This window comes from Chitinophaga pinensis DSM 2588, assembly GCF_000024005.1.
GTDB classification, from domain to species: Bacteria; Bacteroidota; Bacteroidia; order Chitinophagales; family Chitinophagaceae; genus Chitinophaga; species Chitinophaga pinensis.
Genome location: NC_013132.1, coordinates 6,700,314 through 6,722,315 on the forward strand (window position 1 = coordinate 6,700,314; position 22,002 = coordinate 6,722,315).

General features: G+C 47.3%; 6 protein-coding genes. 1 reads left to right on the forward strand and 5 read right to left on the reverse strand.

Features of this window, described 5'->3' with window-relative positions:
* Nucleotides 1-41: 41 nt before the first annotated feature.
* Together CPIN_RS26180 and CPIN_RS26185 are read right to left on the reverse strand one after the other, a co-directional pair.
* Entirely contained in the window at nt 42-1,142 is a 1,101-nt protein-coding gene (locus CPIN_RS26180; protein WP_012792884.1) for an FAD-binding protein, read from the reverse strand.
* Nucleotides 1,143-1,168: 26 nt separating this feature from the next.
* On the reverse strand, nt 1,169-1,498 hold the full coding sequence (locus tag CPIN_RS26185) for a Bor family protein (protein WP_012792885.1): 330 nt from the start codon (nt 1,496-1,498) through the stop codon (nt 1,169-1,171).
* 191 nt (nt 1,499-1,689) lie between these two features.
* Here CPIN_RS26185 and CPIN_RS26190 point away from each other — a divergent pair, with 191 nt between their 5' ends.
* Complete coding sequence (locus CPIN_RS26190) at nt 1,690-1,956, forward strand: hypothetical protein (protein WP_012792886.1); 267 nt, start codon at nt 1,690-1,692, stop codon at nt 1,954-1,956.
* Between the two features lie 90 nt (nt 1,957-2,046).
* On the opposite strand, the gene CPIN_RS26195 is transcribed toward CPIN_RS26190, so the two are convergent.
* The 3 genes from CPIN_RS26195 to CPIN_RS37075 are packed head-to-tail and all read right to left on the reverse strand — an operon-like array spanning nt 2,047 to nt 21,964.
* Nucleotides 2,047-2,874 (reverse strand): class I SAM-dependent methyltransferase, encoded by an 828-nt coding sequence (locus CPIN_RS26195; protein ID WP_012792887.1) that lies wholly within the window; start codon nt 2,872-2,874, stop codon nt 2,047-2,049.
* A 58-nt stretch (nt 2,875-2,932) separates the two neighbouring features.
* Nucleotides 2,933-8,668, reverse strand: a complete 5,736-nt coding sequence (locus CPIN_RS26200) for an SDR family NAD(P)-dependent oxidoreductase (RefSeq protein ID WP_012792888.1) — start codon at nt 8,666-8,668, stop codon at nt 2,933-2,935.
* A 6-nt stretch (nt 8,669-8,674) separates the two neighbouring features.
* The gene (locus CPIN_RS37075) at nt 8,675-21,964 is read right to left on the reverse strand and encodes an SDR family NAD(P)-dependent oxidoreductase (protein WP_012792889.1); all 13,290 of its coding nucleotides are present in this window, start codon (nt 21,962-21,964) and stop codon (nt 8,675-8,677) included.
* Nucleotides 21,965-22,002 lie beyond the last annotated feature (38 nt).

Genomic DNA, 22,002 nt, shown 5'->3' on the forward strand with positions numbered 1-22,002 from the left:
CAACGCCTCCACTACCTGTGGTACTGCCGTAACGGGAAGCCCTATCGCCGCACTGGCAATCTTCCCCCTGAGGGTTGTATTACTGAAGACCTCTCCCAGTCTGCCGAACTGCTTTCATGTATATTCAGACTCTCACTCAGTACTTTGGTGACCATCAACGGCACCGCTCCCGGCACTATACCTGCCAGCTTACCTACGAAACAGGGCGCATCATCTCCTGGCCCTATCCCGGCCCCATTGGGTGCAGGAGGCGTATAGTCATTACGATAAAGCCGCTTATACATCGTCGTTGCATACACTCCTTTCTTCATATCATAGGGATTGATCATCATCTGCATATGAAAAGGACGCTCCCCGGGATAAGGCAACTTTGGATTGGAAAAGTCCAGGGTAGTCAGCTGCCGGATCAATGCGTCGTCATATGGTACCCGACGTTGATATGATTCCAGCAGAAAATCATCTACGGTCTCTATCATCACGCCATGTACAAATCCCATCGCGCCTATACTAACCAGTGCCGCATCAAATATTTCGTCGTCTCTTAGCAGGTCCGCCCCCAGCCTGTCCGCAAAGTTATCTGCCATCACCGGATAAGAAGACCGTTCCAGCCACAGCTGTGTATCCGGTCCGGTAATCAGGTGAAGCCCGACCACATTCTCCTGTAAAGCACCAAAATCCAGTCCGGCGCCATGCGTACCCGTCGCTATCGCCCCTGCAATGGTCTGTCCGTTACTGGCGCCGCTGGAGGACAGAGAAAAACCCCGTTCATTCAGGAACTTGTTCAGTTCCCATATCCGGTTCCCGCATTGCGCCATGCAGAGATACTTATGATTCCCCTTATACTGCGGGGAAATACTCCCCTGGGATACCGGGAAACGGATATTCAGTGGTTTTGTATTCAGAATAATACCCTTTGAGGCAGCTATCGGGGTAAACGACCAGCTGCCACCCAGCGCCCTTAGCGGCGTATTAGTTTGGATGGCCTCCCGGATGATCTGCTGGACACCCTTCGTCGTATCATTATAGATCTCAAGCGCAGACCCTGTCGTCTCATTGGCGAGATCATACAGGTCCTGTACCGGCAGGGAAAAAGTGCGGTGCTCATTACTCCAGGTGAAGGAGCCGTTCTTGATAATTTTCATACGGGAAGAAATTGGGGGTGGAAGAATTACAGGGAGTCAACTGGCGGCGGACAGGGAGTCGCACACTGCCACTCTAATGTCAGCGGACAATAAATACCCAGGGTACAGACAGTCAGCAGGGCATTGCCAAAATTGTTCTTTACCCTTACTTCCGCCATGCCGTTCACGCCCAGCGAGTCGCATACCAGTGTCCGGATTACCTGCGGTTTGTTAAGCAATCCCCAGAAGAGACTACAGGTTTTTATCTTGTTACGGGGAGATACGCCGGTAGCAGGTAATGCATGGGTGGCTACGCGATAAGAGTAACAACCTCCGGCAAATAGTAACAGGACAGACAGGATGCCTGTTCTGAGCATGTTGTGGATTTGGGGGCAACACATATGCGTTTCTTTCTACTAAAATAACCATAAACCGTTGAAAAATATCCAGCTGACTATCCCTGTCAACACAAGCCTGGCAGATAATCAACGAGTAAAACCATGGTTTATACATTTCTTTCCGGGGTCCATGCGTTGATCAATGCACTTATATCAGTTATTTTTGTTGTATGAAACACAAAGTGGATAAAAAGGATTTAAAAAAACGTCTGTCCTTTGTCATGATGGCTCAATTTGATGGATTAAACGAGAAAGGCAGGGAAAAGCTACAGGATTACCTGGACAAACAACTGGATAAGGTAGCTGATTTCTATAAAGAAGTCCTCAAAAAACAGCAGCAAAAAGACAAGAAAAAGGCAGCGGCCACCATTATAGCGCATAATGAAGCCTTGCAGCAATCAACAACTGCTCCGGAGGCGCCGGCAGCTGCATCCTGATCAATAATACGTCCCTTCATCTGATAAAAACAGGAAAGGCTGTTCCGCAGATCGCGAAACAGCCTTTCCTGTTTTTATATGCAATGATATTTATGCGTTCTTTCTCGCAGCAATCATCATATGCGGACTCATAGCCAGCATTTCCGGATGATTTTCAGTGGCCTGCAGCAAGGCAAACTGCTGTTGTTTTTTTTCAGCATCTGACCTGTTTTCAAAATATTTACTATCCAGCCAGATCACACCTTCTACGGCAAAAGTATCGATATGCTCAAACGCTGCTTCCTTCACTTCTGCCGCCAGCTGAGACGGTCTGTGATAATAAGCCTCCGGCAGAATACCCGGCCAGCTGCCCGGTGCATTGTGTACACCTGTAGCCAGTTCCTGCTGACACATTTTCAGGAATGCCTTATCATGGATATAACCATTGGTCAGGCCCACCAGTGTGGAAGCAGTGTAGTTAATGGCAAAACCAAGCAGCACACCTCCTGGCTTCAATATACGGTATGCTTCGCGCAGCGCGGCAATTCTGTCTTGCTTTTCCTGCAAATGATACAGCGGACCATGGAGGATCGCCACATCTACAGATGCATCAGGAAGGTCCAGTTTCCGGGCTTCACCCAATATCGCTTTAAACGGATTCTTCTTGAATTTGGCCGCCTTCTTCGTTGCCTGCTCAATGTGTTTCGGCACCGGATCAAACAGGATAACTTCATACCCTGCTTTAGCCATCCAGGCAGAATAGACACCCGGTCCACCACCTACATCTGCCACTACACCGTTCTTTGGTAAAAAACGCTGAATGAGGTCTTTATTACGTTCAAATTCAAGTGGGCCTAATCCTACTTCAAGTCTGATTTCCTCGTACGTTTCTGAATAAAACTGCTCAAGTGTTTCGCTGACTAAATTAGCCGTCTTCATGATTTAATGGTTATATACTGACAAATTTGTTTCTTTTTTTTCAGAAACCGAAGCCTTTTTACGATTCATTCTCCGTCACGGCAATCTTTTCTTCCAGCAGTAAAGGCCGTCTTTTTATCGTACTACCTGCTGCTGTTGAAGCATTTGCACCCTCTGCCGCATATATTTTCCGGCAATAATCAGTAATAATATGGTACGCAGTTTCATCAGAAAGCAGCATCATGTGATTCGCCACATCCAGATCTGTGATCTCGAAATCCGGTATCTGCTGCTCCCATTCAGCCCAGTAATTAATATGATCATAGGCTGGCTGCTCCTTACTCAGCATAAAGAACGGCGCCAGCTCTCCCAGGAAATAACCATTCCCGTTCCGGAAGTAATGGCAGTGTAGCCCTGTAGGATCCGGTAGCGGAGATACCTCATACTGGTCTACCACATATGCTTCCTGCACCCGGACGCTCTGCCGGATGAATTCCTCCAGTCTGGCAACCGGCTGTGTACCTCCCCGCTCCTTAAAATGTTCCATTAATGTTGAGATCAATGCATCCGTATCCGTTATATCAGCTACAAGTGACCGGTTTATCAGTATTTCTTTAAACCGTTCCGGAGAATTCACGATTCCGGAGAACAGTGACATGTTTACGGCCTGTAAGATGGCATCCCGTTTATCAAAACGTTCAGCAGATACCTCGGCTCCATAAAGCGAATCCAGCATTACGATGGTATTTACCTGTTGCCCCATTTCCTGTAGCTGCCTGGCCACTTCGTAAGCAATCACACCACCGAGAGAATACCCTCCCAGGTCGTATGGCCCTGTTGCCTGTACGGATCGGATAATGTGTATATAATAAGCAGCCATGGCACTCACACCTTTCAGTGGTTGCCGCTCAGTCATATAACCCCTGGCCTGTAAACCGTAAAAAGGACGTTCGATGGTCTGCGCCAAGGCCTGATAAGGCTCTACCCCTCCAGCCGCCGCATGAAACCAGAATACGGGACGTCCTTCCTGTTTGCCGTTCAGTCTGACCAGCTCCGGAAATGCCGACCAGTCAGCAGGAACCGGCGCAATGCCGCCCACCTCTTCTAATACAGCGCTGATATCATTTATCGTACGACAAGCTACCAGCTGCCCCGGATGTATGGCCGGATTATAATGCAGCTGTAATTGTTGTACGACCTGCATCATCTGCATAGAATCCATGCCATATGCTTCTAAGGGCTGGTCTTTATCTAAATCCGCTTTCGCTACGCCCAATATTGCCGCTATCAGATCAGACAACTCTTTCGTCTGTCCGTTGATCCCGTTTGTCTGCACAGGCTTCGATACCACAGGATGCGGCGTAGCGGTGTTTTCTATCCAGCAACGGCGTTGCTCAAAGGGGTATCCTGGCAATACCATTTTCCTGGCCGCAGGATATAATGCGAGATCCGACCAGTTGAGCGAGGCCCCTTTGGCCCAGTATAATGCTAATAAATCATAGTTCTGTTCCTGTGCCGCTGTTTCCAGTAATACTTGCTGCGAACTACCAGATAAAATACGCTTGATAGTGGCATCCGTATCCCCTGGCTCACCGTTATAGACAGGTATATCCGCTGGTATTTCCGGCGAATCCTGCAAGGCTGTTTTTAATGCAGCTATATCTTTTACAACAGCCACCCAACGGTAAGGCATTGCTTCGCGGCCCGTCTGTAATGTATGCGCCATATTCTCCAGGGATACGTCAGCAGTTGTATCCAGGAAAGCAGATAAGGCATGTTTCATACGCTGTAACTCTCTGGAACTTCTGGCTGAAAGGGGAATAATAAAGGTGCCATTGTTCGTAGTATCCTCTATAACTTCATGCCGGAATTCTTCCAGTATCACATGCACATTTGTGCCTCCCGCGCCAAATGAACTCACCGTTGCCCGCAACGGGAAAGGTCTGTCCCAATCCGCCAGATGATCCTGCAGATAAAACGGAGAGCCCTCCCAGCTAATATCCGGGTTCGATGCACCCTTCCTGAGTGTAGGGACCAACTGCCTGTGATGCAGCTGTAAGACCACCTTACTCAGCTGAGACATACCCGATGCAGCTTCTGCATGGCCGATATTCGACTTAACGGCCCCTATAGCACAAAATCCCTGTTGATCAGAGAACTTCCTGAATGCCCTGGAAAGTGCCGCAAATTCAATCGCATCACCCATAGCTGATCCATTGGCCGCAGCCTCCACATAACTGATGGTAGCAGGGTCAATACCGGCATGACGGAAATGTTGTTCTATCAGCTGTGCCTGCGCCGCTAAATTAGGTACGGTAAAGCCATTAGACTGACCGTTATGACTAATAGCCGTAGATAGCACCACGGCCAGTATGTTGTCATTATCTGCTATTGCGGCCGACAGGGGTTTTAATAAAACAGCGCCTACGCCATCCGCAGGCAGATAGCCATCTCCTGCACTGAAACTGCGACTGTCCGGATGACTGGCAATCATCCCTGTCAGACTCAATCCGGTATATTTCTTAGGATGCACGGTCACATTTACGCCTCCGGCAATGGCCATTTGGCACTCTCCTTTCAGGATACTCTCACAGGCATAATGTAAGGCCACCAAAGAAGAAGAACAAGCCGTATCTACGGCCAGGGAAGGCCCATGCAGATTGAAATAATAAGATACCCTGTTGGCGATGGCGCTATGGCTGGATAAGGCTGTTACTGCCTCCTGAGCATCTCCGCCGCCCAGTAACTGATAATGATTATACATCGCCCCTGCAAATACACCCACCTCACTGTTATACTTTCGTTTCAAGGTATCTTTTGTATAACCCGCACTTTCCAGCAACTGCCACACCGTCTCCAGGAAAAGCCTTTCCTGCGGGTCTGTCAGCGAAGCCTCCCTCGGAGAGATATTAAAGAACAACGGATCAAACTGATCTGCTGCCGGGATAAAACCACCCCAGTTGCAATATGTTTTTCCGGGGGCTGCCGGCTGCTGTTCAAAATAGAGACTATTGTCCCATCTCTCAGTTGGTACCGTCGTAATACAGTCCTTTCCTGTACGGAGCTTATCCCAGAATGCCGCGATATTGGCTGATTGCGGATATCTACCCTCAATGGCAATAATGGCAATGGCTTCTTTATTTTGATCGGAAGCGGGATTGATTGCCTTTACCGGCGCTATCTTTAAAGGCTTCTTTTCCTTCATACGCACAGCAGGTCTTTCAACCGGTGTAGGTACCTTCTCTTCACGTTCCTTCCGTCCCACACCCAATATGGTTTGTAACTGTGCATTATGTTCAGCGATAAAATACCCTGTCAACTCAGCTATCGTCTGATATTCGAAAAACAATGTTCTCGGTAAAGGACCAAACTGTTTCTCAAAATGTGATACCAGCTGCATCATCAGGATGGACTCAATACCATACTTATCAAGCGTCACATCAGACTCGATTTCATGATAAGGGAGTTTGACAAAGTCTGCTAACTGACGACTGAAATAGGTTAGTGCAGCCGCTTGTATATCAACGTCATTATTTACGCTTACAATAGTTTTTTGTGAAGTTGTCTGTGGTTTCTCTGTACGCTTTTCCGATTGACGGAAAAAAGCCTGTAGCTTTTGCGGATCGCCCTGCATGACCAGTACCTGTGTTTTCCGCGAAGCCCATGCTGTATAAAAAGCCTGCAAACCATTTGCGGTGCTCATGGGTGTCATACCTGTAGTCTGCCGTAACAACTGTCGCGCCTCTCTGCTGATGTCCATTCCTCCTGCTTCCCACAGGGGCCAGTTAATAGATAAGTATCTTACATTGATCTTTCGTTGCGCAACGAAGGTTGAACGTTCACGAGTAAAAGCGTCTAAGAAGGCATTTGCTGTTGCATAGTCAGCCTGACCGGCATTACCGGTAACCCCGGATCCTGAGGAGAACAAAATAAAGAAATCCAGCGCTATGTCACGACAGGCATTCTCCAGGTGAACAGTGCCCGTCACTTTCGGTAGTAATACGTCTCTGAAATCTGCTATCTCTTTTTTGGTGATATAGGCATCCTTTGTCAATCCTGCACTATGTATAACACCCTGCAAACCACCATACAGGGATATGATCTCCTGGATATGCGTATTTACAGATGCTGCATCTCCAAGATCCAGCTGCCGATAGACTACTTTTCCTGTTTCACTATTCAAGGCTTCCAGTATTGCAGCAATATCATTATCCAAGGCACGTCTGCCTGCCAGTATGACAACGGCATTCTTCGTACGTGACAGTATTTCCCGGGCGAATAGCTGCCCCAAACCACCAGCACCACCTGTTATCAGGTATACGCCCTGATCTTTCCATGGCATCGCATCCTGGCTGACAGACAATGGTTCCCAGCTATCCTGCCATCCTTTTCCATCACGATATTTAACATATAATGGTCCCGCTCCCATATGCTGTTTTAAGACAGCTGCAAGTGCAGTTCCGGTTTCATCTGTTTCAATCAGTTTTGCATCCAGCAATGGATATTCCAGTACTGCCGTCTGCAACATGCCTGTTAATCCGCCTGCCAGTAGCGTACGTTCCGCACCTGACATCACTACCTGCAACAGGCTCTTGCCCGTCACCCGGACCTCCAGTAAATCTTTTATTTCGATAAACAAACGCTCCGCATATGACATAAAATTATCCGGCAACATATCGCTGCCAGCGGTAACCGTAAGTACGCTACTTTTATCAAATACCTCCTGTATTACTCCTGCGAAGGATACCGCATCTCCACATAACAGGATGACATGTCTTTCATACGCCGTCGACACCAGCGCATTTGCTGCAATAAATGGCTGTTCTTTTTTCTCCAGCAATAAGAGTTGTTCGTTTGTGCCCATATCCAGCAGTCTGAAAGTAAAGCCTTTCAGCAACACACATACATTCCCATGCAGGTCATTCAGCTGTATATCCAGCTGTTGAATATTACTGTCTCCTTTATACGTTTTGCTATGTGTGATAACAGCCTGCATATGTGTAGTGCAGGGACGATACACCTTCAACGCTTCCAGTGCAAAAGGCGCCTTACTCTTCATCATCGCATCGCCGATAGTCAGACCAACGCTTCCCTGTAGTGCCGCATCCAGTATTACCGGATGTAAGAGATAGTCTGTTACAGAAGCCTGTAAGGCTTCCGGCAACACCAGATCCACAAATACCTGTTGCCCATTTCCCCTGATCTGTTGAATCGCCTTGAACGTTGGTCCGTATACCATACCGGCTTCCTCAAACAGCTGATAACATGCCGTTCCCTGTAATAGTAAAGGCATTTCATCTGCGGATGCAGCGACATCAGGAACAGCTGTATCCTTACACCCTGTCAGGGTGGCCCATCCGTTGCTGTAGATTGTTTTTACGCCTTCTTCTTCACTGTATATCTCAAAGAAAACGTTCTCGTCCTCCTGTACCTGCAAAGCAGTATACACCCTTATCGCTCCTTCGCTGACATCCATAGGCTGTTGCCAGCTGACACGCGATAAAGCAACTGTTTCTTCCGCCACACCAGTTGACAAAACAAGCGCCGCTCTTGCCATCTCCAGGTATACCGTTCCTGGCAGTATCTTTCTTCCAGCGGCCACATGATCTGTAAGAAAGAATTCTGTGCCCCTGAATACTGACTCAAATACCTGTCCTTCGAGTGTAGATATATTCCGGTGAATCAGCGGATGTAACAACTCAGTATCATTCGCAGATGGATTTGTAGCCGCCTGTTTAAGTAATCTGACTGCCTCAGACCGGGATATCCTGTCTGCCTTTAATTCATTCAATATGTATGTTACCAGTTCTTTCATGTCTTGTCAGTTAAGCATTTTTACAATTTCGTTAGTGGCATGTTGTACACTCAGCTCATCGCTCAGCACAGCATCAAGCAAATCGTAATAGTCTTTATCATCTCTCGCTGGGAGGGGAGCTGTGGCTTTAACACTAAGCGGCAACGCAGCCTGCCAGTACCTTTCACCCGCAAATGGGTAACCTGGTAATGATATCCTGCGGGGACGATCCGTTGTATACAGGATCTCCCAGTTGATCTGTAATCCTTTTACCCACCATTCCAGCACCTTTGCATCATTGTGTTGTAACAACCACTGATCGGCTACCTGAGCCAGCGTTTCATCCGAAGAGAAAACAGCGACAATATCCTTGTTAGGCTTTACCTGCCCTCTGAAGATCGCCGTATGATTTCCCTGCAGATACGCCTGTAATTGTTGCTTCAACGCTTCGACAGAACCTGCGACCAATGCAAGCCTTTCTTCCAATGCTTCTCTACCCACCTGTAATGTGTAAGCAATCGCAGCAAGAGGCTCATTAAAACCATCAACGGATATGGCATCCAGCAGCTGACTCACCTGTGCCTGTAAACGCTCCGCTGTGCGGGCAGAAAGTACAATCATCACAGGCATTTGCTGTGTCTCAACTATTGGTTCCGGTATATACTCAGTAACAACCAGGTGTGCATTAGCGCCACCAGCGCCGAAAGAAGAAATACCTGCTATTCTTGGTGAAGACCAATCTGACAACTGTGCCTGTACTTTAAATGGCGTATTGGCAAAATTGATATTGGGATTAGGCTGAGCCGCATGGAGTGATGGGGCCAGCTTACCGTGTTTCATCTGTAACAGTACTTTCGTCAGACTCGCAATACCTGCAGCACTTTCACAATGGCCGATGTTTGTTTTTACAGAACCAATGGCACAGAATTGTTTATCATCCGTCGTTGCTGCAAATGCCCGTGTAAGACCATTTACTTCTATAGGATCACCCAACACAGTACCAGTGCCATGTGCTTCTACATAACTGACTGTCCGGGCATCAATACCCGCACGATCCAGTGCATCTGCCACGACCTGTGCCTGCGCTACAGGATTAGGTACGGTATAGCCATTCGTACGGCCACCTGCATTAATAGCGGAGCCCTGTATCACACCATAGATATGATCTCCGTCTGCTATTGCCCTGGCCAGAGGTTTCAGTACCACTGCGCCTACGCCTTCTCCGTCTACAAAGCCATCGGCCCCATCACCAAATGCCTTACACTGATCGCCAGCCGACAACATACCTGCGGCTGACAATCGCATATAGTGTACAGGATCTACGATCAGGTTTACACCACCTGCTATCGCGCAATGGCAGGAGCCGCCGCGTATACTGTCGATCGCCAGATGAATAGCTGTCAGTGAGGACGAACAAGCCGTATCTACCGCCAGACTTGGCCCTTGAAAGTTCATCACATAAGACACACGGTTAGCTACAGAATGATAGCTCGGTCCGGTGATGTAATTGCCGTTCATAATACCGGCAAACACGCCCACTTTCCGATCAGCCGCCAACTTAGCGGGCGTATACCCTGCATCAGCAATCGCATTGTAGGACGTCTCTAAGAACTGTCTTTCCTGTGGATCAATACGTTCTGCCTCTATAGGAGATATATTAAAGAACAAAGGATCAAAACGATCTATATCAGGAATAAAACCACCCCAACGGGAATAAGTAGTACCCCATTTGCCTTTTTCTTCATCGAAGTGTGTACGCCAGTTCCAGCGCTCTTCCGGTATCTCCGTAATACAATTCTTACCTGTCTGCAGATTTTCCCAGAAAGCATCCAGCGAAGCTGCCTGTGCATATTTCCCACTGATACCGATAATAGCAATGGGCATGGTCGTGTTTACCTGTTCTGTAAAACCATTGGCTGATGGCACAGGTGTTGTACCTGCTTTCCGCCCAAATGCTACCGGAATAGCAATTGGTGCATCATTCACCGGGGATACTTCCCGCGGACTATGAATACCAGACGGTATATCATCTCCCAGTAAGCTTGTGAGCGCTTCTCTCTGTGTATCTATAAAATAAGCGCTGAGGGAGCGGATATCCTGGTATTCAAAGAACAGCGTACTTGATACTTCTCCGAATACTTCTTTTAATGCATTGTTCAGCTGTACAACAAGAATGGAATCTATACCATAAGATTCGAACGAAGCATTGACATCTATTTTGTGTGCAGGAATCTTCAGCACACCACCTACCAGGTCTTTGAAATAAGCCAGGGCTTTCTCTTCCAGACCCGCTTTCTTATCAGCGCGTTTGTTGCTGGCTACAGATTGTTGTACTGGGGTTGCTTTCTTTACAGGCGGTTTCGCCGGTGCAGCAGCAGGAGCGGCAACAGCTGGTTTATTAACAAGCTGACGAACAATACCATCGCTTACAGCAATGATAATCTGCTGACCAAGATGATGTGCTGCCTTTACAGGGAACTGCAATGCTTTGAAACCTTCATAGGCCAACTGTTTTCTCCAGCTGTCTGCTACCAGTACCGGACTACCAGACAGTCTCACCTCCGGATCTTCATATAACCACCAGCCGTCTAATAATCCGAAGCTCAGGTGTGTAAATAAAGAACTTGCAGCCAACTCATTTAACAAGAGCAAGCCTCCTGTCTGTAAGACCGCCTTGGCATTACGCAGGGTATTACTAATGTTGGAAGTAGCGTGTAATACGTTCGTAGCGACCACCACATCATACACACCTGCTTCAATGTCCTGTGGCTGTATCGGCTTCTCTACATCAAATATCCTGGTCTTGATATAAGGATTATCTGGCAGATACGCCTTTTCTGCATGTAATAGGAATGCCCTGGAAATATCTGTATAGCAGTATTCAGCGATGTGCTGCTGATAAGGCTTGAGTTTGCCGAAGATCATGGCACTGGTTCCACCGGTACCTGCACCAATTTCCAGTATACGGAGACGGAGATTCGGATCTGTTGACTTTCGTTGTTCCAGGTAATTCACCAGTGCAACTGCCATCAGTTCATTAAAGTAATCGGCCACAAGGTTGTCTTTGTATACACCCTGTACCATCTCCATGGATGAACCAGGGAACATGATTGCTGTTGCCGGAACTTGTCCTGTAATGATCTGTTGCAGTGCACCCATCGTAGCGTCAGCCAATACTACCTGGTTTTTCAGGTTCGGATTCTCTAACCATAATAACCGTTTCGCCGCCCACTCCTGGTGAACAGCTTCCGCTGGTAATTGTGCCGCTCCTTGAGCGACTGTATATTGTCCGGTCTGTGTTGTAAGAAGTCCGGCTCTTACTAATGCAGCCAGGCTTTCTTCCATCCATCTTTTATAAGCAGGGACGATCCGGCCATTTTCCATCAACACCGTGCAGGTTCCGGGGCTTGTAAAGCAGCCCAGGTCTCTTAAATGTACAAATAGTAGTCTGGCGAGGAGTTGTTCCATTTCCAGTGCCAGCGCGCCCACTTTTTGCCAGATCTGTTCCAGTCTTTCCGGTGAACTATAATCAATCGTATTCACCCCTGTCAGCGATTGTACATATTTACACAACTCTGCAAGATCCGTAAAAGACATCAACAGACCCGCATTGAGATGAATATCCAGCTGTTCGCTGATACCGGCCGCTATTGCAGCAAATACCTCCGGATCAGCACAATACTCACCAAATGTCGTCTGCATGTCTATATTTTCAGCCATAATACCCGTAGCAGCTGCTACAATCTCCTTCAAGGTACCTGTAACATCATTCGGTGTATGTGTGGCATTAACTTGTATGGAAGCTGGATATACCGTCATTCTTTCTGACAGTTTAATCCCTTCCATCTGTAGAGGCTTACAGGTTTTAATAAAGGCCAGTTGGGCAACTGGCGACGCCAGTAATGTTTCCAGGGCAGCCATTCCATCTACGGGTTCAATCGAGTCGAATCCCGCCAAGGCCATACGTTCTCGATAGGTATCATCAGCTACGATACCGACGCTACCCCAATAACCCCAGTTAATGACTTTCACCGGGCAATCCCAGGTCTGGGCAAGCTGTAATGCAAAGGCATCTTTAAACGTACAGCCGGCCGCATAATTACTCTGTCCGGGTGCTTTGGTAAAAGTGGTCATGGAAGAGAAGAACAACACGAAATCAAGTTGCTCTGCGGCAAATACCTGCGCCAGCCGGACACTTACATCCAGCTTTGCAGAAAGTCCGGCACGGAACTTCTCCTCTGTCATATTTCCCAGCCCCTGATCCTGGAGCACAATGGCAGAGTGGATAATGCCATTTATTGTTCCAAAACGCTGTTTGATCTGTTCATATACAGCATGTAATGACGCATAACTGGCCGCGTCAGCCGCATAATAAACAGGAGCAGGTCCCTTTATACTCAGTTTGCTGATACGCGCTGCTATGGTCTGATCATATGCGCGTCTTCCGATCCAGATTACCTGCGCCTTGTATTTACTGATCATATAATCGGTCCATACCTCCCCGATACCACCTGCACCACCGATCACTACATATACACCTTCCTGTCTGTAAGACGTCGTTTCATTTTGTTGTTGTTCATAAACAATCAGCTCCTGTTGCTTCCACTGTCCGCCACGGTAAACGAGTGCATTTCCATGCGGATCGGCAGGCATCCGGAAAAGACTTTGTGGTAGTTCATTGTCCTTATCGATATCTGCCAGTCTTACTTTCCAGTTAGGATATTCCTTCGCCATAACGCCTGCAAGGCCATGTATAGCAGCATGGGCAGCGTTTACCTCTTCATCATCAGCAACAGCGAGACTCTGTTTGGTAACAATGGTCCAACCTAGTTTTTCTGCGCCATAGCCTGCTTTTAGTAACGCCTTCACAAACCGGAATAATGCGTAGACGATACCTTCCTGTGCACTTATCAGGGCATCCGCATCTACAGTGTAAGAGGTGGATGAAGCAGATTGCCAGATGATATGATCTATCTTTCCGATAGCGGCCAATTTTTCTTCCAGAACAGCCACTGACTCCTGACCGCTGATTGCCAGGAAAAGGGCATCCGGATAGTCATCCAGTACCGCCTTCGGCTCAGCGCCATTATGCACTACAAGTACTTTTGCATCCAGCGCCGGATATAAAGTTGCCTGCTGCTGACGATTAGTCTTCCATACTGGTCGGAGCAACAGTTTACCTACTGGTGTACCGGTATCCTGCTTATGATCAGTTCCGGCGTCTTCTGTTAATGTCCTGGTTGTAAAACCGCTGAGACTAATCAATACATTTCCCGCATTGTCACAGATATCTATATCCAGTTTCTGAATACTACCAGCTGCGCTGTAACCTTCACTAAAACGGGTCAATGCCCACATTTCCGGCTGACAGGCGCCAAAAATACTGATGCTATCCAACGCGAATGGCAAGGCTGGTTTTAATGACCGGATATCCAGTTCCTTGGGATCAGCGATGCTGCCAAATACAAACCCTATAAATGACTGCAAAGCAGCATCCATCATTCCCGGATGCAGGTTGTATGCTGCAGAGAAAAGGTTTTCGGGTAATGACAGGCGAGCCAATACCTGTACACCATCCGTATACAGTTCATTGATACCCCGGAAGGAAGCGCCATAGTCAAGTCCTATTCCCTTGAATGTATTGTATACCATCTCTCCGTCAATGGCATTACCCAGTTCTTTTCTCAACTGAGCAAGATCATATGAAGATGGCACTGTCTCTTGTACAATATAAGCGGTACCGGTACTGTTCAGGATCTTTTCACGGCCATCAGCAGTCATGCTTTGAATCTGATAATCGATCTGTCCGTCCTCATTGGCGGTCAGTGATATCTTCATCTGTAATGGTTCCTTTTCCTGTATGGCAGGACGCATCCAGGTAATATTCTTCAATACCACACTGGTGCCTGATGCCGCATATTCCGCAGCCACCTGCTTCAGCGCAGCATATGCCATCTCTATATGCGCCACACCTGGCAAGATCTTCTTACCCTTTACGACATGGTCTGCAAGGAAAAACTCATTTCCTTTAAAGGAGGAGCTAAACGTAAGACCATCCAGCGTAGATGTGTTGGTATGCAACAAGCCGCCGATATGGGAAACACCCGTATTGCCACTGCCTGTCTGTTTTTCTGCTACCCAGTAATGCTCCTTTTCAAATGGATATACCGGCAGATGTAAACGCTGCGGCACATCGCTGTATAATTCACGCCAAGGGAAATCGTAGCCCTGGCAGTAAAGTTCTGCGAGCGCATATAAAGACTCACGAAACTGTTGTGCCGGCAGTTGATTGTCGGCGCATTTACGCAACAACTCAGTACCATAACTCATTAAGGCTGCCTGTGCTTTAAAATCACGGGATACCTTATTACTGAACAGCTGTGGTAGTTGCTCCTTGTTCAAAGCCCTGGTCCATGTCTGTATCGCATCCTGTTGATGTTGAACAACAATCGCTGCACGATAGATAAAATGGTGACGACCTTCCTGTAAAGTATACGCGACCTGGGAAAGGTTTTCACTACCGGATTGCAGATAGGCGATCATATCTTCCATCTTACGCAGTAATGCTTCTTCTGTCTTTGCAGACAACAGCAGCAATACCGGAGCTGTACTAACAGCTGCAGGAACATTCACCCCTGAATAACTGCTTACCACAACATGCGCATTCGTACCACTCATACCGAATGAGCTTACGGCGCCGGTTCTTGCTTTCCCATTAACTTCCGGCCATGCCGCTGCCTGACGAGGTACGTAAAAAGGACTGCCATTCCAGTGAATGAACTCATTCTGTTCTTCAAAATGCAGATTTGCCGGGATTACCTTTTCCTGTACCGCTTTCACTAATGAAATAAGGCTTACCAGTCCGGAAGCTGCGAATGTATGTCCGAAGTTTGTCTTGACAGAACTGATCGCACAATAGCCTTGTTTATCCGTATACCCCCTGAATGCCTGTGCTAAGGCGTTTACTTCAATCGGGTCACCCAGTTTAGTACCTGTTCCATGCGCCACGACATAGTCAATTGCTGCAGGATCGATATGGTACCGGCTATATACATCCTGTAGTAATGCCCGTTGGGAATTACCATTAGGAGCCGTAATACCGTTTGTTTTTCCATCATAGTTTACACCGCTGCCATCGATAACAGCATACACCGGATCTCCATCTGCGATGGCAGCAGAGAGTTTCTTCAATACCACTACCGCAACAGCCTCACCGGGTACCATGCCATTAGCCCGTTTATCAAAAGTGAAACACTTTCCATCAGGCGATAATATTCCAGCCTGACTCATCTGCACATAAGACATTGGTGTCAGCAAGAGGTTCACCCCTGCCGCTAAAGCCGTATCACATTCATTACTACGTAAGCTCTGGCAGGCAAGATGTAAAGCGACCAGCCCTGATGAACAGGCTGTATTGACATTAATATTGGGTCCATCGAGATTTAGGAAATAAGAGAGTCTTGCCGACATGATAGCCGCATGGTTGGAAGTAATACTCCCCTGTCCGCCGGTCAGTATCTGGTATTCACCATCCTCAGAACCGACAAACATTCCAATCTTATTGCTATTGATCTGCGCCGGCCCATAACCCGCATCTTCCAATGCAGCCCAGGCTTCCTGTAATAATAAACGCTGACGCGGATCCATATAGGTAGCTTCCAGCGGTGCGATCTCAAAGAACAAAGGATCAAACTGGTCTACATCCGGGATAAAACCACCCCACTTGGAATTAGACTTACCAGGCATCACCTGTTCATCGTGATACTCCCGCCAGTCCCATCTTGTAGCCGGTATCTCTTCAATGGCACTTTTTCCTGCTGCCACCAATTTCCACATTTCAGCGATAGTAGCTGCCTGTGGGAAACGGCCGCTCATACCAATTACCGCTATAGGTTCGTCTGTAGTATTACCTGAAACAGGCGTTTGTCTGGCTGTAGCAGCAGTATGAGATACCGGACGTACTGGTATGGAACGTTTTCCTGGGACTACTACTGTCTGGGCTTCACTGTAGAAAGCATTGATCTTGTCTGCGTGTTCGCCTAAGTAATATTCCCGTAACTTCTCTATTGTAGCATAACTAAAAAATACGGCCGGTGTCACTTCTATATCATAGTAGGCACTCAGGCGCTTGGATAACTGCATTAAACTCACCGAGTCAAAACCAAAATCAGCCAGGTTTACATCTGCTGCCACCTTTTCCATACCTAGTTGCAGTAATTCACCCACCTGGCGGCGTAAGTCCCACAGCAAACATTCATCCACTGACCAGCCATGCATCTCTGCACTGCGGCCAACACCATTCTCCGATACGATCGTTGATACAGGTAACTCCGTTTCGCCTGACAACAATGGCATCTGGTAAATACGGGATCTATCCCCATACATCACCAAACGCGTTACATTACCTGCACGCAACAATGATTCGAAAGTTGATAATCCCATTGCCGCTTCCAGGTAACTCTGACCACTGCTCCTGAGATATAGATCCAGCGAACTACTTTCACCGAGACTCATTCCTCCCTCACGCCACAATGGCCAGTTGATGACAGTTGTAACACCATTAAAACCAGCTGCCCGACGTAAGGCGCCATAACTCATCTGAAAGCGGTTAGCAATGGCATAGTCACAGGAACCAAAATCACCCAATACAGCAGAGGAAGAAGAAAAATAACATACAAAGTCAAGAGCTTCCTGGCCAAACACTTCGTCTAATACCTGGCTTCCCCTGATCTTTGAAGACAATACTGTCTTAAAGTCTTCATACTGTTTGTCACCGATAGTCGTATGACTCTGTACACCGGCTATATGTAATATACCTGATATCTCACCCGTAATCTGCTTTGCAGTAGTCCGTACATTTTGCATAGCAGCCGCATCACTCACATCTGCCTGTACATAGACAACTTTATTCTGATTACCCTGTATAGCAGCTACTTTCGCCTCTTCTTCCGTCGATAAACGACGACGACCCGTCATTATCACATTCGCCTTCCAGGTCTTGCTTAAATAACTGCTGAATAATAATCCCAGTCCGCCGAAACCGCCTGTAACAATATAAGTCCCACCTTGTTTCAACAAGGGCACTGCGGATGTTTCTGTCGTGCGTTCTTCCAGCTGAGGAATAGTACGGACATTATTTTCATAATGTGCTACATGACTTCCGTTATACCATAATTCTCCCAGTAATGTCTGCATGTTCAGGCTATGCGCTGCAGCATGTAATACAACATGTATATCCATACCCGGCAATACAAAGCCCAGTGACCGCGCATAACCTATCCAGGAAAATGTATAACATTGCTCAAGCGCTGAGGAATAACGTCCTTCCAGTAATAAGCGGCTGGTCTTTAATCCCGATGAAAGTATGCCTTGCAACAGGTAGAGAATATCTTCATAGGCAGCCTCATTACCAGCGCCTGTATATAATATGCCGTCTACAGCACCGTATGTTTCTTTGATCTTATGGAATACGGTCTTATAACCAGCTGCTTTATCCTTACCAAGCTGGTATACATGCTCCTGCCCCGCTATACTATCATTGCTTACAAACAACAATTTTGCAGCAGGCAATAGTGATACTACAGATGTGGATATTGCTGCTATACTGGCGGCATTATCCACACAGCATATTAATACGCCGGCTGTCGGCAGTATCTGAGTTGAAAGACCTGCTGGTACCCAAAGCTCTTCAAAGGTCAGCAGTTCATGGGTATCTGTTTTAACAGCTGATTTTATAATCGAGGGCTTATCCGCTATCTGACCATTATCTTGCTTATCCAACTCAGGGAACCAATATCGTTCACGGGCGAATGGATAGACTGGCAGACTAATCCTACGGGGCATTCCCTCTTCATACAACAAAGACCAGTCAATCTCCAGACCACCAGTCCATAGCTCAGCCAGTTTATCCAGTTTACCTTTGCTGATCCATGTAGTCAGCGTATCTCTGAAATCTTCATCATTGGTAAAGGTGACTGTTGATGATTGCCCTTTCTTCACCTGTCCGCGATAAATACCGGCAGCTTGTCCATCTGATTGCAGATAACCAGCGAGTGTCTGCCTGAGTGTATCTGCAGACGAACAGACAAATGCAGCTCTCTGCTCCATTTCTTCCCTCCCCGTCTGAAGTGTATAGGCAATATCAGCCAGTTCTGCGGACTGGCCCTCACTATCAATAAATTGTAAAAGATCCCGGACCTTTTCCTGCAATTGTGCTGTTGTGCGGGCAGATAATACGATTAACAACTGGTCATACACCACCTGTTCTCTTGCAGGCGAAATATACTCCTGCACCAATACATGTGCATTAGATCCACCAGCGCCAAAAGAAGATATACCTGCTATTCTCGGCACTTCCTGCATCAGGCCATGCTTTTCCCTTACGGGTCGTTTCCACTCCGTCAATTCGCGCTTCACGACAAAGGGAGTCGATTCAAATCTTATCTTAGGATTAAGTGTCTCTGCATGTAATGTAGGCGCTATCAATCCATGTTTCATTTGCAGCACTACTTTTGTAATGCCCGCAATACCTGCAGCAGCTTCACAATGTCCGATATTGGATTTGACAGCACCTATGGAACAGAACTGGTTCTCTGTTGAAGCAAATCCCTGGCTTAAACCGGTGATCTCAATCGGGTCTCCCAATTCAGTGCCTGTGCCATGCGCTTCTATATAACTGATTGCTTCTGCCTCAATACCAGCTTTAGTAATTGTTTCACTGATCAATGCAGCCTGTGCCACAGGATTAGGCACGGTATATCCATTGGTCTTCCCGCCATGATTTACACCCGAAGCCTTTATAACAGCATAGATATGATCATTGTCTCTTTCTGCCAGCGACAGCTTTTTCAATAGTACAACCCCCACTCCCTCACCAGGTACGAAACCATCACCTCCCTCCCCAAAACTCTTACACTTACCATCTGCAGCCAGCATTTGCTGTGAACAGAACAGTACATAACTGGAAGGATGCAGGTATAAGTTCACCCCACCGGCGATCGCCATTTCACACTCGTTCCTATACAGATGCTCACATGCCTCATGTATAGCCGTCAGTGAGGAAGAACACATGGTATCCACCGGCATACTGGGGCCGCGCAGATTGAGTAAATAAGACGTTCTGTTGGCCAGCGAACTAAAAGACGTACGTGGGAAATAAGCAGCACCCTTGCGCCATAATTCCGGTCCGTACAAATCGAATCCCGTACGGGTAATGCCAGCGAATACACCTACGCGGTGGGCGAACTGCTCTGCGATCTGACGCCGGGTATAACCGGCATCTTCCATCACTTCCCAGCACGCCTGTAAGAACAAACGCTCCTGTGGATCAATATTCACGGCTTCCCTTGGGGAAATATTAAAAAACTGCGGATCAAAATCGGCATGTCCGTTGATAAATCCGCCCCACTTACTATAACTCTTTCCATTCTCCAGTGCAGCCGTTTTATCAGGTACATAAAAGTCATCCAACGACCAGCGGTCTGCCGGTATTTCGCTGATGCTGTCCTTACCGTTTTTAAGGCTTTCCCAGAAAGCGGCCAGGTTATCTCCTCCAGGATAACGTCCACTGATACCAATAATAGCAATGGGCTCTCTTACAGGAAGGTCTGTTGTTTCTTTAACCGCTGCTACCGTTTCTTTTTTCTTTACTCCCTTAAAAACAGGGCCTTTTTTAGCGATCACCGGCTTTGTTACCTTTTCAGATAAAACAGGTGTTTCATCCTGCTCTGCATCCAGCTGTAGTTTCGCCTTCAGTTGATCAGGATAGGCTTTTATAAAATAAGCGGCCAGTTCATTGACCGTCTGGTATTCAAAGAAGAGTGTATTACTGAGATCTGCAAATACTTCTCCCAATGCCTTATTCAGTTGCACCACGATGATCGAATCTATGCCATAGTCTTCCAGCGCAACAGTTGGCTTAATATTACCTGCCGGGATACGTAATGTTTCTCCGATGATCTGCTGCAGATAAGCAACTGTTTTCCCCTTTAATCCGTCACCGTCTCCATTAGGGACGCTGGTAGTATCCGCAACGGCTTTACCTGCCGGCAAACGGGGCGCCGGAGAAGAGGAATCACTGTTAGTGGTAACAGACGAGGGTCTTGGCTGTCTGATAATACCATTACTCTCCGCCACTACGATCTGCTGGCCAAGCGCAATCCCATAAGCTGAAGGGAAAAATACCTTGTCATAACCTTCCGCAGTAAATACATTTTTCCAGGACTCCGGAGACAATCCGGGGCATCCTGCCATACGTACCGGTGCATCTTCATACAACCACCATCCTTCCAGCAGACCGAAAGTAAGGTGTGTGAACAGGGTATTGTGACTCATTTCATTGAGCATCAGCAAGCCCCTGTTCTTCATCGCCGCCTTTGCATTACGCAATGTTCTGCGGATGTTACGGGTAGCGTGCAGGACATTTGCCGCAATCACAATATCATATTTACCCTGTTCTATTCCCTGGGGGATTGCCGGTTTCTCTACGTCGAAAATGCGGCATTGCAGATAAGGAACAGAAGGTGCATAGGTATTCTCCGCATACATCAGGAATGCGCGGGAGAGATCCGTGTAACAATAACTTTCAATATGCTCACGGAACGGCGCCAATTGCTTAAACAGGATGGCACTGGTACCACCTGTACCTGCGCCTATTTCAAGGATATTAATACGTGCATTTTTGTCTTGTCTGATTCGCTCCTGACAATAAGCAGTCAGGGTTTCTGACAACACTTCATTAAAATAATCCGCTACCTTATTGTGCTTATAAATGCCCTCTACAAGTTTCATCGAACCTTCCGGAAACAGCACATCGGTTGCCGGCACCTTTCCTGAAAGAATATCCGGTAAGGCTTTCATGGTAGCATCCAGTAAAGCCACCTGCGCCTTGACATTCACATCAGACAAGTCAGTCACCTTTGCCGTTTCCCAGGCAGACCAGGCATCTTTTGAAGCACCTCCTTTTCCTGTCGGGGTAAATTTGTTACCCTCCTTTTCCAGATAACCTGCACTTACCAGTACGCGTAAAGTTTCATCCAACCAGCGTTCATAAAAAGCGGGCAATTGTTGTGGTCTGTGGTATTCGCTCCTGATAAGGCCACTGGCTTTCAGTACATCTGATTTTTTCAGCTGCCACCATAACAATTCTGTCAGCAGCTTATCCAGTACGGAAAGATAGGAGGCGCTTTCCGTCTTCATATTGCTCACCACTTCATTTGTGTCTGGTATATGTTCTTCCAGTTTATCAATTACAGTAATAACAGTTGCAGGTAAAGCTGTGATAATTTCCGCTTTATTTACACCAAGATTAACATTCATACAATAAGGTTTAACTGCGGAGTGTAGCGTCTGCTCCG

What these genes read in the sequence shown, in the direction of transcription:
- CPIN_RS26185 (WP_012792885.1), bottom strand. Translation starts at nt 1,498, where the DNA reads ATGCTCAGAACAGGCATCCTGTCTGTCCTGTTACTATTTGCCGGAGGT.
- CPIN_RS26190 (WP_012792886.1), top strand. Translation starts at nt 1,690, where the DNA reads ATGAAACACAAAGTGGATAAAAAGGATTTAAAAAAACGTCTGTCCTTT.
- CPIN_RS26180 (WP_012792884.1), bottom strand. Translation starts at nt 1,142, where the DNA reads ATGAAAATTATCAAGAACGGCTCCTTCACCTGGAGTAATGAGCACCGC.
- CPIN_RS37075 (WP_012792889.1), bottom strand. Translation starts at nt 21,964, where the DNA reads ATGAATGTTAATCTTGGTGTAAATAAAGCGGAAATTATCACAGCTTTA.
- CPIN_RS26200 (WP_012792888.1), bottom strand. Translation starts at nt 8,668, where the DNA reads ATGAAAGAACTGGTAACATACATATTGAATGAATTAAAGGCAGACAGG.
- CPIN_RS26195 (WP_012792887.1), bottom strand. Translation starts at nt 2,874, where the DNA reads ATGAAGACGGCTAATTTAGTCAGCGAAACACTTGAGCAGTTTTATTCA.